Annotated in this window: 14 protein-coding genes; 13 read left to right on the top strand and 1 reads right to left on the bottom strand. The window is 56.5% G+C overall.

Features of this window, described 5'->3' with window-relative positions; genetic code table 11:
- Window positions 1-52 precede the first annotated feature (52 nt).
- From IB212_RS06360 to rihA, 4 genes are all read left to right on the top strand, one after another.
- A complete protein-coding gene (locus tag IB212_RS06360; protein WP_028012347.1) occupies window positions 53-793 on the top strand; it encodes an amino acid ABC transporter permease in 741 nt (246 codons plus the stop codon).
- Complete coding sequence (gltK, locus tag IB212_RS06355) at window positions 793-1,467, top strand: glutamate/aspartate ABC transporter permease GltK (RefSeq protein WP_028012346.1); 675 nt, start codon at window positions 793-795, stop codon at window positions 1,465-1,467. Before IB212_RS06360 ends, gltK begins: the two co-directional genes overlap by 1 nt.
- Entirely contained in the window at window positions 1,467-2,192 is a 726-nt protein-coding gene (locus IB212_RS06350; RefSeq protein ID WP_014883001.1) for an amino acid ABC transporter ATP-binding protein, read from the top strand. Before gltK ends, IB212_RS06350 begins: the two co-directional genes overlap by 1 nt.
- A 120-nt stretch (window positions 2,193-2,312) precedes the next feature.
- Window positions 2,313-3,254 carry a pyrimidine-specific ribonucleoside hydrolase RihA gene (rihA, locus tag IB212_RS06345; protein WP_041910792.1) on the top strand — a complete coding sequence of 314 codons (942 nt, stop codon included), beginning with the start codon at window positions 2,313-2,315 and terminating at the stop codon, window positions 3,252-3,254.
- Window positions 3,255-3,308: 54 nt separating this feature from the next.
- On the opposite strand, the gene IB212_RS06340 is transcribed toward rihA, so the two are convergent.
- On the bottom strand, window positions 3,309-3,791 hold the full coding sequence (locus IB212_RS06340; protein ID WP_041912041.1) for a zinc ribbon-containing protein: 483 nt from the start codon (window positions 3,789-3,791) through the stop codon (window positions 3,309-3,311).
- Between the two features lie 216 nt (window positions 3,792-4,007).
- On the opposite strand from IB212_RS06340, the gene leuS reads away from it, so the two are divergent.
- From leuS to rlpA, 9 genes are all read left to right on the top strand, one after another.
- Window positions 4,008-6,590 carry a leucine--tRNA ligase gene (gene leuS, locus IB212_RS06335; protein WP_045630866.1) on the top strand — a complete coding sequence of 861 codons (2,583 nt, stop codon included), beginning with the start codon at window positions 4,008-4,010 and terminating at the stop codon, window positions 6,588-6,590.
- Window positions 6,591-6,604: 14 nt separating this feature from the next.
- Window positions 6,605-7,174 carry an LPS assembly lipoprotein LptE gene (gene lptE, locus IB212_RS06330; protein WP_041910796.1) on the top strand — a complete coding sequence of 190 codons (570 nt, stop codon included), beginning with the start codon at window positions 6,605-6,607 and terminating at the stop codon, window positions 7,172-7,174.
- Window positions 7,174-8,205 (top strand): DNA polymerase III subunit delta, encoded by a 1,032-nt coding sequence (holA, locus tag IB212_RS06325; RefSeq protein WP_028012340.1) that lies wholly within the window; start codon window positions 7,174-7,176, stop codon window positions 8,203-8,205. The genes lptE and holA overlap by 1 nt, the downstream gene beginning before the upstream one ends.
- Window positions 8,198-8,863, top strand: coding sequence for a nicotinate-nucleotide adenylyltransferase (gene nadD, locus IB212_RS06320; RefSeq protein ID WP_041910798.1), 666 nt, complete (start codon window positions 8,198-8,200; stop codon window positions 8,861-8,863). Before holA ends, nadD begins: the two co-directional genes overlap by 8 nt.
- A gap of 268 nt (window positions 8,864-9,131) precedes the next feature.
- A complete protein-coding gene (gene rsfS, locus IB212_RS06315) occupies window positions 9,132-9,449 on the top strand; it encodes a ribosome silencing factor (RefSeq protein WP_003858696.1) in 318 nt (105 codons plus the stop codon).
- Window positions 9,450-9,452: 3 nt separating this feature from the next.
- Complete coding sequence (gene rlmH, locus IB212_RS06310) at window positions 9,453-9,920, top strand: 23S rRNA (pseudouridine(1915)-N(3))-methyltransferase RlmH (RefSeq protein ID WP_003858701.1); 468 nt, start codon at window positions 9,453-9,455, stop codon at window positions 9,918-9,920.
- Between the two features lie 28 nt (window positions 9,921-9,948).
- Window positions 9,949-11,850 carry a peptidoglycan DD-transpeptidase MrdA gene (gene mrdA, locus IB212_RS06305; protein ID WP_028012338.1) on the top strand — a complete coding sequence of 634 codons (1,902 nt, stop codon included), beginning with the start codon at window positions 9,949-9,951 and terminating at the stop codon, window positions 11,848-11,850.
- 2 nt (window positions 11,851-11,852) lie between these two features.
- Window positions 11,853-12,965 carry a peptidoglycan glycosyltransferase MrdB gene (gene mrdB, locus IB212_RS06300; RefSeq protein WP_013097590.1) on the top strand — a complete coding sequence of 371 codons (1,113 nt, stop codon included), beginning with the start codon at window positions 11,853-11,855 and terminating at the stop codon, window positions 12,963-12,965.
- Between the two features lie 16 nt (window positions 12,966-12,981).
- Window positions 12,982-14,091, top strand: a complete 1,110-nt coding sequence (gene rlpA / locus IB212_RS06295) for an endolytic peptidoglycan transglycosylase RlpA (protein WP_041910800.1) — start codon at window positions 12,982-12,984, stop codon at window positions 14,089-14,091.
- The last annotated feature ends 45 nt before the right edge of the window (window positions 14,092-14,136 follow it).

Here is a 14,136-nt window from a genome sequence, read left to right as displayed (position 1 = left end):
CTCACCAATCTTCGAGGGTAGCGCTGCTACCCTCTTTTTTCTGGAGTTTATTATGTCAATAGACTGGAACTGGGGCATCTTCCTGCAACAAGCCCCGTTCGGCAACACCACCTATCTTGGCTGGCTGTGGAGCGGCTTTCAGGTTACCGTGGCATTATCGATAACGGCGTGGATCATCGCGTTTCTTGTCGGTTCGCTGTTCGGTATTCTGCGAACCGTCCCTAACCGTTTTCTTTCAACAATTGGCACACTGTATGTGGAACTGTTCCGTAACGTTCCGCTCATCGTGCAGTTCTTTACCTGGTATCTGGTCATCCCGGAACTGCTGCCGGAAAATATTGGCATGTGGTTCAAGTCGGAGCTGGATCCGAACGTGCAGTTCTTTGTCTCCTCCATGATGTGTCTGGGGCTGTTTACCGCTGCGCGCGTTTGCGAGCAGGTGCGAGCCGCCATTCAGTCATTGCCACGCGGACAAAAAAATGCGGGCCTGGCGATGGGCCTGACCCTGCCACAAACCTACCGCTACGTGCTGCTGCCTAACGCCTACCGCGTTATCGTTCCACCGATGACCTCTGAGATGATGAACCTGGTGAAAAACTCGGCCATCGCCTCAACCATCGGCCTGGTGGATATGGCTGCACAGGCGGGCAAGCTGCTGGATTACTCCGCTCACGCGTGGGAATCCTTCACCGCGATCACGCTCGCGTATGTTCTGATTAACGCTTTCATCATGCTGGTGATGAACCTGGTTGAACGCAAAGTACGCCTGCCGGGCAATCTGGGAGGCAAATAATGTACGAATTTGACTGGAGTTCTATTGTTCCATCCATGCCTTACCTGCTCGATGGCCTGGTGATTACCCTAAAGATCACCGCGATCGCTATCGTCGTGGGTATCGTCTGGGGCACCCTGCTGGCCGTCATGCGCCTGTCGAGCTTTAAGCCGCTCGCCTGGTTTGCGACTGCCTACGTTAACGTCTTCCGCTCCATCCCGCTGGTGATGGTGCTGCTGTGGTTTTACCTGATTGTTCCAGGCTTCTTACAGAATGTGCTGGGACTGTCGCCGAAAACCGACATCCGCCTGATCTCTGCGATGGTGGCGTTCTCGATGTTTGAGGCCGCTTACTATTCAGAGATTATCCGTGCGGGTATCCAGAGTATCTCCCGTGGGCAGTCCAGCGCCGCGCTGGCGCTGGGAATGACGCACTGGCAGTCCATGCAGCTCATCATTCTGCCTCAGGCGTTTCGCGCCATGGTTCCGCTCCTGCTGACCCAGGGTATCGTGCTGTTCCAGGATACCTCTCTGGTTTACGTTCTGAGTCTGGCGGACTTCTTCCGTACCGCGTCGACCATAGGTGAACGTGATGGTACGCAGGTCGAGATGGTGCTCTTCGCGGGTGCGGTCTATTTTGTGATTAGTTTAAGCGCGTCGCTGTTGGTCAGCTGGCTGAAGAAAAGGACGGTATAATGATTTCCCTGAAAAATGTTTCTAAATGGTATGGGCACTTTCAGGTGCTGACCGACTGCTCCACCGAAGTCAAAAAAGGCGATGTGGTGGTGGTGTGCGGGCCGTCCGGTTCCGGTAAGTCTACGCTGATCAAAACGGTTAATGGTCTGGAGCCTGTGCAGCAGGGCGAAATTGTTGTTAACGGCACGAAAGTGAACGACAAGAAAACCAACCTGGCCCAGCTTCGCTCTCACGTCGGCATGGTGTTCCAGCATTTTGAGCTGTTCCCTCATCTGTCCATAATTGAGAACCTGACGCTGGCTCAGGTCAAAGTGCTCAAGCGTGATAAAAAAGCGTCGCGCGAAAAGGGGCTCAAGCTTCTGGAGCGCGTGGGGCTTTCTGCACATGCCGATAAGTTCCCGGCACAGCTTTCCGGCGGCCAGCAGCAGCGTGTGGCGATTGCGCGCGCACTGTGCATGGATCCGGTGGCGATGCTGTTCGATGAGCCCACGTCAGCGCTCGATCCAGAAATGATCAACGAAGTGCTGGACGTGATGGTCGAGCTGGCGCACGAAGGGATGACCATGATGGTGGTGACGCACGAAATGGGCTTCGCCCGTAAAGTGGCCAACCGCGTGATCTTCATGGACGAAGGGAAAATTGTCGAAGACTCACCGAAAGAAGAGTTCTTCGCCAACCCGAAATCCGAACGCGCCAAAGATTTCCTCGCGAAAATTCTGCACTAATCTTCTCGGTGCGCAATCTGCGGATTGCGCACTGCTTCACGCTTTAGATCTCTTTTTCTATTCGGCGTCACATCGCAGCGTTAACCTTGTCACAAAATAATGCTAAGAATGGAGAACGCTATGGCACACCCTATAATTCTCGACTGCGATCCGGGTCATGATGACGCGATCGCGCTCGTCCTCGCGCTTGCCTCCCCTGAACTGGACGTGAAAGCGGTCACCTCGTCCGCGGGAAATCAGACGCCGGACAAAACCCTGCGCAACGTTTTACGAATGCTGACGCTGCTGAAACGCACCGATATTCCTGTCGCAGGCGGCGCCGTTAAGCCGCTGATGCGCGAGCTGATCATTGCCGACAACGTTCACGGTGAAAGCGGGCTGGATGGCCCGGCGCTGCCGGAGCCAGGTTTCACACCGCAAAACTGCACCGCGGTGGAGCTGATGGCGAAGGTGCTACGTGAAAGTGCAGAACCCGTCACCCTGGTGGCGACCGGCCCCCAGACTAACGTTGCGCTCCTGCTGAACAGCCATCCTGAACTGCACAGCAACATCGCCCGTATCGTCATCATGGGCGGATCAATGGGGCTGGGGAACTGGACGCCTGCGGCCGAATTCAACATCTTTGTTGATCCGGAAGCGGCGGAGATCGTCTTCCAGTCGGGCCTGCCGATTGTGATGGCGGGGCTGGACGTGACGCATCGGGCACAGATTATGGCAGACGATATTGAGCGCTTCCGCGCCGTGGGCAACCCGGTTGCGACAACCGTAGCCGAGCTGCTCGACTTCTTTATGGAGTATCACAAAGCCGAGAAATGGGGCTTTCACGGCGCGCCGCTGCATGACCCGTGCACCATCGCCTGGCTGCTGAAGCCTGAAATGTTTACCTCGGTGGACAGATGGGTTGGCGTGGAGACGCAGGGGAAATATACCCAGGGGATGACGGTGGTGGATTACTATTCGCTGACGGGAAATAAACCGAATACGACGCTGATGGTGGATATCGACCGGGAGGCGTTTGTGGATTTGCTGGCGGAAAGACTTGCTTACTATTGTGCGGCCTGACGCCCTCACCCTGGCCCTCTCCCACGGGGAGAGGGAACTAAACTGCGCTTTTACCTATGGCTCAAACGGGCGACGCTGGAACTGATCGTGCCCGCACTTCGGGCACAGCGGCAACACATCCGGCGTATATACCGCAATATGGTGATGGCACTTCTCGCACACCAGATTCCCCAGCCCCACCACTTCACCGCTCTGGTACACGCCGTGATGATTTAAATCCTGGAACACCTCGCGCCACTCCAGCTGGGTTTTATCGGTAATATCCGCCAGCTCCTGCCACAGGCTCTCTTTGATCACCCGCATAAAGACGCTGTCGGCGATCTCATCCTGGTTCTCTTCGTAGCTGCGCGCGAACTCTTCCAGATCGCGGCGTACGGCGCGCGTCACCTCTTCCACTTCGGTTCGCGTTAACTCACCCGTTTGCGTCACCCGTTCACGCGCCTGTTCGACCAGCGCGTCAATATCGCGCTCGCCGTTACGCAGCCGTTCCGTCAGTATCGCCACCAGTTCGCGGTAAAATTGAGCAACCTTGTTCATCATTTTGCCTCCCGGGTAAGTAACTATTTCTAATAATAGACCTTATTTCGCCGCCGCTTTGTCAGGTGAAGCACAGACCCGGTAAATTCCTGCAAAGTGCAATTGCGCGAAAGGCTGTTTTGACGCGGGCGTTTGGGCTATGCTATGCGGATCTGAATTACCACATCCATTGGCTACATTTTTGTAGCTGTATTGAACACAGGACCACTGGCTGCCATGCAAGAGCAATACCGCCCGGAAGAGATAGAATCAAAAGTCCAGCAACACTGGGACGAGAAGCGCACCTTTGAAGTAACCGAAGACGAGAGCAAAGAGAAGTATTACTGCCTGTCGATGCTTCCCTATCCTTCTGGTCGACTACACATGGGCCACGTGCGTAACTACACCATCGGTGATGTGATCGCCCGTTACCAGCGCATGCTGGGCAAAAACGTTCTGCAGCCAATCGGCTGGGATGCGTTCGGCCTGCCTGCAGAAGGCGCAGCGGTGAAAAACAATACCGCTCCGGCACCGTGGACGTACGACAACATCGCGTACATGAAAAACCAGCTCAAAATGCTGGGCTTCGGCTATGACTGGAGCCGCGAGCTGGCGACCTGTACCCCGGAATACTACCGCTGGGAGCAGAAGTTCTTCACCGAGCTGTACAAAAAAGGCCTGGTGTATAAGAAGACCTCTGCCGTTAACTGGTGCCCGAATGACCAGACCGTTCTGGCGAACGAGCAGGTTATCGACGGCTGCTGCTGGCGCTGCGACACCAAAGTTGAGCGTAAAGAGATCCCGCAGTGGTTTATCAAAATCACCGCTTACGCTGACGAACTGCTGAACGATCTGGATACGCTGGATCACTGGCCTGACACCGTTAAGACCATGCAGCGCAACTGGATCGGCCGTTCTGAAGGCGTGGAAATTACCTTCAACGTTGAGAACTACGACCAGACCCTGACCGTCTACACCACCCGTCCGGATACCTTCATGGGTGCGACCTATCTGGCCGTGGCCGCAGGTCACCCGCTGGCGCAGAAAGCAGCAGAGAACAACCCGGAACTGGCGACCTTCATCGACGAATGCCGCAACACGAAAGTGGCCGAAGCCGACATGGCGACGATGGAGAAAAAAGGCGTTGCGACGGGCTTCTATGCTAAGCACCCGCTGACGGGCGAAGCGATCCCGGTCTGGGCTGCAAACTTCGTTCTGATGGAGTACGGTACAGGTGCAGTCATGGCCGTTCCGGGCCACGATCAGCGCGACTACGAGTTTGCCACCAAATACAACCTGCCGATTAAAGCCGTTATTCTGGCCGCCGATGGTTCTGAACCTGACCTGTCCGAGCAGGCGTTGACCGAAAAAGGCACCCTCTTCAACTCCGGTGAGTTCAGCGGCCTCAGCTTCGAAGAGGGCTTCAACGCCATCGCCGATAAGCTGGCCTCACTGGGCGTGGGCGAGCGTAAAGTGAACTTCCGTCTGCGCGACTGGGGCGTCTCCCGTCAGCGTTACTGGGGTGCGCCAATTCCAATGGTGACCCTGGAAGACGGCACCGTCATGCCAACGCCTGAAGATCAGCTGCCCGTGATCCTGCCGGAAGACGTGGTTATGGACGGCATCACCAGCCCGATCAAAGCCGATCCTGAGTGGGCTAAAACCACCGTCAACGGCCAGCCTGCGCTGCGTGAAACCGACACCTTCGATACCTTTATGGAGTCCTCCTGGTACTACGCGCGCTACACCTGCCCGCAGTACAAAGAAGGCATGCTGGATTCTGACGCCGCCAACTACTGGCTGCCGGTAGATATCTATATTGGTGGTATCGAACACGCCATCATGCACCTGCTCTACTTCCGCTTTTTCCATAAGCTGATGCGCGATGCCGGCATGGTGAACTCTGACGAGCCCGCTAAACAGCTGCTGTGCCAGGGTATGGTGCTGGCAGACGCCTTCTACTACGTTGGCGCGAACGGAGAGCGTAACTGGGTTTCTCCGGTTGATGCGATCGTTGAGCGCGACGAGAAAGGCCGTATCGTGAAGGCGACAGACGCTGAAGGCCATGAACTGGTTTATACCGGCATGAGCAAGATGTCCAAGTCTAAAAACAATGGTATCGACCCGCAGGTGATGGTTGAGCGTTACGGCGCGGACACCGTACGTCTGTTCATGATGTTTGCTTCTCCGGCTGATATGACCCTTGAGTGGCAGGAATCCGGCGTAGAAGGCGCGAACCGCTTCCTGAAACGCGTCTGGAAGCTGGTGTACGAACATACCGCACAGGGTGATGCTCCGGCACTGAACGCCGATGCGCTGAGCGAAGACCAGCAGGCGCTGCGTCGTGATGTTCATAAAACGATCGCGAAAGTGACCGATGATATTGGTCGTCGTCAGACCTTCAATACCGCAATTGCGGCTATTATGGAACTGATGAACAAGCTGGCGAAAGCCCCGCAGGACGGCGAGCAGGATCGTGCCATCATGCGTGAAGCGCTGCTGGCCGTGGTTCGCATGCTTAACCCGTTCACGCCACACGTCAGCTTCACCCTGTGGCAGGAGCTGAAAGGCGAAGGCGATATCGACAACGCGCCGTGGCCGGTGGCTGACGAAGCAGCGATGGTGGAAAACACCACGCTGGTGGTGGTCCAGGTCAACGGCAAAGTCCGTGGTAAAATTACCGTGGCGGTCGATGCAACTGAAGATCAGGTTCGCGAGCGCGCGGGCCAGGAACCTCTGGTTGCGAAATATCTTGAGGGCGTTACCTTACGTAAAGCGATCTACGTACCGGGTAAACTGCTCAATCTGGTCGTTGGCTAAGCGCGGGAGGAAACGTGCGACAACTGGCAACAATACTCTTATCTTTGGCGGTGCTTGTCACCGCTGGCTGTGGCTGGCATCTGCGCAACACCACGGCGGTGCCTGCTGAGATGAAAACAATGATCTTTGATTCCGGGGATCCAAACGGACCGCTCAGCCGGGCCATTCGTAATCAGCTGCGCCTGAACGGCGTTGAGCTTGTTGAGAAAGGTACGCTGCGCCAGGATGTACCGTCTCTGCGCGTACTGGGAATGACGCTGGGCCAGGATACGGCGTCCATCTTCCAGGACGGCCGCACGGCTGAATATCAGATGGTGCTGTCGGTCAACGCGGCTGTACTGATCCCGGGTAAAGACATCTATCCGATCAGCGCAAAAGTGTATCGTTCGTTCTTTGATAACCCGCAAACCGCGCTGGCAAAAGATGCCGAACAGCAGATTATCATCAACGAAATGTACGACAAGGCGGCGGAACAGCTGATCCGCAAACTGCCGGGTATTGCAGCGTCTAACCGAGAAGGCTCTGACATTATTGAAAAACCGGATGCCAGTACGCCTCCTGTTTCTACCTCTCTGGGTAAATGATGATCAGGCTGTATCCTGAACAACTCCGCGCGCAGCTCAATGAAGGGCTGCGCGCGGCGTATCTGCTGCTCGGAAACGACCCGTTACTACTTCAGGAAAGCCTGGATGCTGTGCGTCATGCGGCCGCGGCTCAGGGCTTTGATGAACACCATACCGTTCAGGTGGATAACGCCACCGACTGGAACGCCCTCTTCTCACTCTGTCAGGCGATGAGCCTTTTTGCGTCGCGCCAGACAATCCAGATCCTGCTGCCGGAGAACGGCCCTAACGCTGCCATCAATGAGCAACTCGCCACGCTGGTCAGCCTGTTACACAGCGATCTGCTGTTAATTGTGCGCGGCAGCAAGCTCACCAAAGCGCAGGAAAACGCGGCATGGTTCACCCAGCTCGCGACCCACGCGGTGCTGGTCACGTGCCAGACGCCTGAGCAGGCGCACCTGCCTAAATGGGTCGCCGCGAGAGCGAAGCAGCACAACCTTCAACTGGACGATGCGGCGAACCAACTGCTCTGCTACTGCTATGAAGGCAACCTGCTGGCCCTGGCACAGGCGCTGGACAGGCTCTCCCTGCTCTGGCCGGACGGCAAGCTGACCTTACCGCGCGTTGAGCAGGCCGTTAACGATGCCGCACACTTCACGCCGTTCCACTGGGTGGATGCTCTGTTGTCGGCGAAAAGCAAACGCGCCCTGCATATTCTCCAGCAGCTGCGCCTGGAGGGCAGTGAACCCGTCATCCTGCTGCGCACGCTGCAGCGCGAACTGTTGCTGCTGATAACGCTCAAGCGCCAGTCGGCCCATACGCCGTTACGCTCCCTGTTTGATAAACACCGGGTGTGGCAAAACCGGCGGGCAATGACCACCGAGGCCATCAACCGCCTGAGCCATGAACAGCTGCGCCAGGCGGTGCAGCTTCTGATGCGCGCCGAGCTTACCCTAAAACAAGATTACGGCCAGTCGGTGTGGGCGGAGCTGGAAAGCCTTTCCCTGCTGCTCTGCCACAAGGCACTGGCTGACGTATTTATTGATGGATAGTATGCACTCTTTACAGGCCCTGTATGGCGGCACCTTTGACCCGGTACACTACGGGCATCTGAAGCCGGTAGAAATTCTGGCAAATCTGATCGGCCTGCAGCGCGTTACCATCATGCCCAATAATGTTCCGCCGCACCGCCCCCAGCCTGAAGCAACCAGCGAGCAGCGCAAAGAGATGCTCGCTCTGGCTATCGCGGATAAGCCGCTCTTCAGGCTGGATGAACGGGAATTGCGTCGCGACACCCCCTCATGGACGTCGCAAACGCTGCAGGAGTGGCGGGCCGAGCAAGGGCCTGACCAGCCGCTCGCCTTTATCATCGGTCAGGACTCCCTGCTCAACTTCCCCACGTGGCACAAGTATGAAACCATTCTGGGAAACAGCCACCTGCTCGTCTGCCGCCGTCCGGGCTACCCGCTGACCATGCGCGAAGCGCAATATCAGCAGTGGCTTGAAGACCATCTCACCGATAATGTTGAACATCTTCACAACCAGCCCGCCGGGAAGATTTATCTGGCGGAGACGCCGTGGTTCGACATCTCTGCGACCGTTATTCGCGAACGTTTACAGCAGGGTTTAGCCTGTGACGATCTGCTGCCTGCCCCGGTGCTGGCGTATATTCATACGCACGGGTTGTATCAGAAAACCGCAGATAAATAGCCGGAGGGCATAAAAAGCAGCATATTGATTATCCTGCCTTGACAGGTTAAGCCATACTGTTATCCTCCGCTGCCAGACTTTCCCGCCGATCGTTGCTTTACAGAAATTGTTTTACAAAAATGGCGATGCAATCTCAGGCGGAGGGTGGGATGATACCCGCCTTCAAAAGCCCGGACGGTGACATTTGTCCCGACAGGGGCGTCAGTTCAGGTATACTGTCTGGCCACGAATTCATAGTTGTACAATCTCATTCACCCAGGGGGAAAACTTGCAGGGTAAAGCACTCCAGGATTTTGTTATCGACAAAATTGATGACCTGAAAGGTCAGGACATCATCGCTATCGACGTTAAGGGTAAATCCAGTATTACCGACTGCATGATTATCTGCACCGGTACCTCTACGCGTCATGTTGTTTCGATTGCCGACCATGTGGTTCAGGAATCGCGCGCAGCAGGACTCTTACCGCTTGGCGTTGAAGGTGAAGCGACCGCTGACTGGGTGGTTGTTGACCTCGGCGATGTGATTGTCCACGTCATGCAGGAAGAGAGCCGTCGCCTGTATGAGCTGGAAAAACTCTGGGGTTAATGCGTGAAGTTGCAGCTGGTCGCCGTCGGCACCAAAATGCCGGACTGGGTACAAACCGGTTTTACTGAATATCTGCGTCGTTTTCCCAAAGACATGCCGTTCGAACTGGTGGAGATCCCCGCCGGGAAGCGCGGTAAGAACGCGGATATCAAACGTATTCTCGACAAAGAGGGTGAACTGATGCTTGCTGCCGCAGGCAAGAACCGCATCGTCACCCTTGATATTCCAGGTAAACCCTGGGATACGCCGCAGCTGGCGCATGAACTGGAGCGCTGGAAGCAGGATGGCCGCGACGTCAGTCTGTTGATTGGCGGACCTGAAGGGTTATCCCCCGCCTGCAAAGCGGCAGCAGAACAAAGTTGGTCTCTCTCTGCGCTGACGCTGCCCCACCCGCTCGTGCGGGTCCTGGTGGCGGAAAGCTTGTATCGCGCGTGGAGCATTACTACCAACCACCCCTATCACCGCGAGTAATGACTGACCAGGGTAGATTAAGCAGCGGATGAAACTACAGAATTCTTTTCGCGACTATACGGCTGAGTCCGCGCTGTTTGTGCGCCGGGCGCTGGTCGCCTTTACGGGGATTTTGCTGCTTACCGGCGTGCTGATCGCCAACCTTTATAATCTGCAAATTGTCCGCTTTACCGATTACCAGACGCGTTCTAACGAAAACCGCATTAAGCTGGTGCCTATCGCACCCAGCCGCGGCATTATCTACGACCGTAACGGCACCCCTCTGGCGTTAAACCGCACCATCTATCAAGTCGAGATGATGCCGGAGAAGGTCGATAACGTGCAGAATACGCTGGAAGCCCTAAGGAGCGTTGTCGATCTTAACGATGATGATATCGCGGCCTTCAAAAAAGAGCGCGCCCGCTCTCACCGTTTCACCTCCATTCCGGTTAAAACCAATCTGACGGAAGTCCAGGTCGCCCGTTTTGCGGTGAACCAGTACCGCTTCCCCGGTGTGGAAGTGAAGGGTTACAAGCGTCGCTACTATCCTTACGGATCCGCGCTGACGCATGTGATTGGCTACGTTTCCAAGATTAACGATAAAGACGTCGAGCGCCTCGATAAAGACGGCAAGCTGGCGAACTACGCCGCGACGCACGATATCGGCAAGCTGGGGATTGAACGCTACTACGAAGATGTCCTGCACGGGCAGACCGGCTATGAAGAAGTTGAGGTTAACAACCGTGGCCGCGTCATCCGCCAGCTTAAGGAAGTGCCGCCTCAGGCGGGGCACGACGTCTATCTGACGCTCGATCTCAAACTGCAGCAGTATATTGAAACCCTGCTGGCGGGTAGCCGCGCCGCCGTGGTGGTCACCGACCCGCGCACCGGCGGCATTCTGGCGATGGTTTCTATGCCAAGCTATGACCCGAACCTCTTTGTTGACGGCATCTCCAGCAAAGACTACTCCGGCCTGCTGAATGACCCTAACACCCCGCTGGTGAACCGCGCCACGCAAGGCGTTTACCCGCCGGCATCAACGGTTAAACCGTACGTGGCGGTCTCGGCGCTGAGCGCGGGCGTCATCAACCGCAATACCAGCCTGTTTGACCCGGGCTGGTGGCAGCTACCGGGCTCTGAAAAACGCTATCGCGACTGGAAGAAATGGGGCCACGGCCATCTGAACGTTACGAAATCTCTGGAAGAATCTGCGGATACCTTCTTCTACCAGGTGGCGTATGACATGGGCATTGACCGCCTGTCTGAGTGGATGAGCAAATTCGGCTACGGACACTACACCGGCGTGGATCTGGCTGAGGAACGGTCAGGCAACATGCCAACCCGCGAGTGGAAACTAAAGCGCTTCAAGAAGCCGTGGTATCAGGGTGACACCATACCGGTGGGTATCGGTCAGGGCTACTGGACGGCCACCCCGCTTCAGATGAACAAAGCGATGATGATCCTCATTAACGACGGCGTGGTGAAAGTTCCGCATCTGCTGCAAAGCACCGTTGAAGATGGCAAAAAAGTGCCGTGGGTGCAGCCCCATGAAGCGCCGGTAGGCGACATCCATTCCGGCTTCTGGGAAATAGCGAAAGACGGTATGTACGGTGTGGCAAACCGTCCAAACGGAACCGCGCACAAGTATTTCGCCGGTACGCCATATAAAGTGGCCGCGAAATCCGGTACGGCGCAGGTCTTTGGCCTGAAAGCCAATGAAACCTATAACGCACACCGCATTGCCGAACGTCTGCGTGACCATAAGCTGATGACGGCGTTTGCCCCTTATGATAACCCGCAGGTGGCGGTGGCAATGATTCTGGAGAACGGCGGCGCTGGCCCGGCGGTAGGGACCATCATGCGCCAGATCCTGGACCACATTATGCTGGGTGATAACAACACCGAACTGCCGGCTGAAAATCCGGCCGCCGCTGCGGCGGAGGACCAATAATCATGACGGATAATCCAAATAAAAAATCGCTGTGGGATAAAATTCACATCGACCCAGCCATGCTGCTGATCCTGCTGGCCCTGCTGGTTTACAGCGCCCTGGTTATCTGGAGCGCCAGCGGCCAGGACATCGGCATGATGGAACGCAAGATCGGCCAGATCGCGATGGGTCTGGTCATTATGGTGGTGATGGCGCAGATCCCGCCGCGCGTCTATGAAGGCTGGGCGCCGTATCTCTACATTTTCTGTATTATTTTGCTGGTGGCGGTAGATGCGTTCGGTGCCATCTCAAAAGGGGCACAGCGCTGGCTGGATCTGGGCGTAGTCCGTTTCCAGCCCTCGGAGATTGCCAAAATCGCAGTCCCGCTGATGGTGGCGCGCTTTATCAACCGCGACGTCTGTCCGCCGTCGCTGAAAAATACCGCTATCGCCCTGGTGCTGATATTCCTGCCGACACTGCTGGTTGCGGCGCAGCCTGACCTCGGCACCTCGATACTTATCGCCCTCTCCGGCCTGTTTGTCCTGTTCCTGTCGGGCTTAAGCTGGCGTCTGATTGGTATCGCGGTAGTGCTGGTTGCAGCGTTTATCCCTATCCTGTGGTTCTTCCTGATGCATGACTACCAGCGCCAGCGCGTCATGATGCTTCTCGATCCGGAAACCGATCCGCTCGGTGCGGGCTATCATATTATTCAGTCCAAGATTGCGATTGGCTCCGGCGGCCTGCGCGGTAAAGGCTGGCTGCACGGTACCCAGTCGCAGCTGGAGTTTTTACCCGAGCGCCACACCGACTTTATCTTTGCGGTACTGGCGGAAGAGCTGGGACTGGTTGGCATCCTGATCCTGCTGGCGCTCTACGTGCTGCTCATCATGCGAGGTTTGTGGATTGCGGCCCGCGCGCAGACCACCTTCGGCCGCGTCATGGCAGGCGGACTGATGTTGATTTTATTCGTTTATGTCTTCGTAAATATTGGTATGGTGAGTGGTATTCTGCCGGTGGTAGGCGTACCGCTGCCGCTGGTGAGTTACGGAGGCTCGGCACTGATCGTGTTGATGGCCGGGTTTGGTATCGTGATGTCGATCCACACCCACAGAAAAATGTTGTCAAAAAGCGTATAAAAATAAGGGGATCGGAATGCGTAAGCAGTGGCTGGGTATCTGCATTGCGGCAAGTTTACTTGCGGCCTGTACAAGTGATGATGGTCAGCAACAGGCAACCGTCGCGCCGCCGCAGCCTGCGGTGTGTAATGGCCCAATCGTTGAAATCAGCGGTGCCGATCCCGTTTATGAACCGCTGAATGCCAGCGCGAATCAGGATTACGAGCGCGACGGCAAAAGCTACAAAATTGTGCAGGATCCGTCCCGCTTTAGCCAGGCTGGCTTTGCCGCCATTTATGATGCTGAGCCGGGCAGTAACCTGACGGCATCGGGTGAAACATTTGACCCAATGCAGTTGACTGCGGCGCACCCGACGCTACCTATCCCTAGCTACGCCCGTATCACCAATCTGGCTAACGGCCGTATGATCGTCGTTCGTATTAACGACCGCGGCCCGTACGGTAATGACCGGGTGATTTCCCTGTCCCGCGCGTCTGCCGATCGCCTGAATACCTCGAACAACACCAAAGTTCGCATTGACCCAATTATCGTGGCGCAGGATGGTTCGCTCTCCGGGCCGGGAACCGCGTGTACCACGGTGGCGAAACAGACCTATGCCCTCCCCGACCGACCAAATCTGGACGGCGGCATGGGAAGCGTCTCCTCGCCGGCAGAGCCTTCTCAGCCGGCGGGAGAAATACGCCCAATCAGCAATGACACCCTGCAAAGCGATGATGCCACTGGCGCACCGGTAAAAAGCAGCGGCTTCCTTGGCGCACCAACGAACTTAGCCTCGGGCGTGCTGGAGGGCAGTGAGCCGACGCCAGCCCCTGTTGCCGCCCCCGTCGTGCAGCAGCCTGCCCCGGTAACGGCTCCGGTCACGACCCAGAGCGCAGCCGTTGCCGCTCCCGCAGCAGCCAGCGGCGGCTTTGTCGTCCAGGTGGGCGCAGTGAGCGATCGGGCCCGTGCCCAGCAGTATCAGCAGCGTCTGAGCCAGCAGTTTGGCGTGCCAGGACGCGTTGAGCAAAACGGCGCGGTCTGGCGTATTCAGATGGGGCCGTTTGCCAGCAAGTCGCAGGCGGCATCCCTGCAGCAGCGTTTGCAGAGCGAGGCACAGCTGCAGTCCTTTATCGCTGTTACGAAGTAATTAATCGGCGGTATCCGAAATGTCAGTTTGTGTAAAACACATTCA

This window comes from Enterobacter sp. E12, from assembly GCF_014596715.2.
GTDB lineage: Bacteria > Pseudomonadota > Gammaproteobacteria > Enterobacterales > Enterobacteriaceae > Enterobacter > Enterobacter bugandensis.
The sequence above is the reverse complement of the archived record's forward strand: the minus strand, read 5'-3'. Positions and strand labels throughout refer to the sequence as shown.

Bases quoted from the DNA above. Each gene is read 5' to 3' on its own strand.
- rlpA (WP_041910800.1), top strand. From the start codon at position 12,982: ATGCGTAAGCAGTGGCTGGGTATCTGCATTGCGGCAAGTTTACTTGCG.
- holA (WP_028012340.1), top strand. From the start codon at position 7,174: ATGATCAGGCTGTATCCTGAACAACTCCGCGCGCAGCTCAATGAAGGG.
- rihA (WP_041910792.1), top strand. From the start codon at position 2,313: ATGGCACACCCTATAATTCTCGACTGCGATCCGGGTCATGATGACGCG.
- mrdB (WP_013097590.1), top strand. From the start codon at position 11,853: ATGACGGATAATCCAAATAAAAAATCGCTGTGGGATAAAATTCACATC.
- leuS (WP_045630866.1), top strand. From the start codon at position 4,008: ATGCAAGAGCAATACCGCCCGGAAGAGATAGAATCAAAAGTCCAGCAA.
- mrdA (WP_028012338.1), top strand. From the start codon at position 9,949: ATGAAACTACAGAATTCTTTTCGCGACTATACGGCTGAGTCCGCGCTG.
- IB212_RS06350 (WP_014883001.1), top strand. From the start codon at position 1,467: ATGATTTCCCTGAAAAATGTTTCTAAATGGTATGGGCACTTTCAGGTG.
- nadD (WP_041910798.1), top strand. From the start codon at position 8,198: ATGGATAGTATGCACTCTTTACAGGCCCTGTATGGCGGCACCTTTGAC.
- IB212_RS06340 (WP_041912041.1), bottom strand. From the start codon at position 3,791: ATGAACAAGGTTGCTCAATTTTACCGCGAACTGGTGGCGATACTGACG.
- gltK (WP_028012346.1), top strand. From the start codon at position 793: ATGTACGAATTTGACTGGAGTTCTATTGTTCCATCCATGCCTTACCTG.
- IB212_RS06360 (WP_028012347.1), top strand. From the start codon at position 53: ATGTCAATAGACTGGAACTGGGGCATCTTCCTGCAACAAGCCCCGTTC.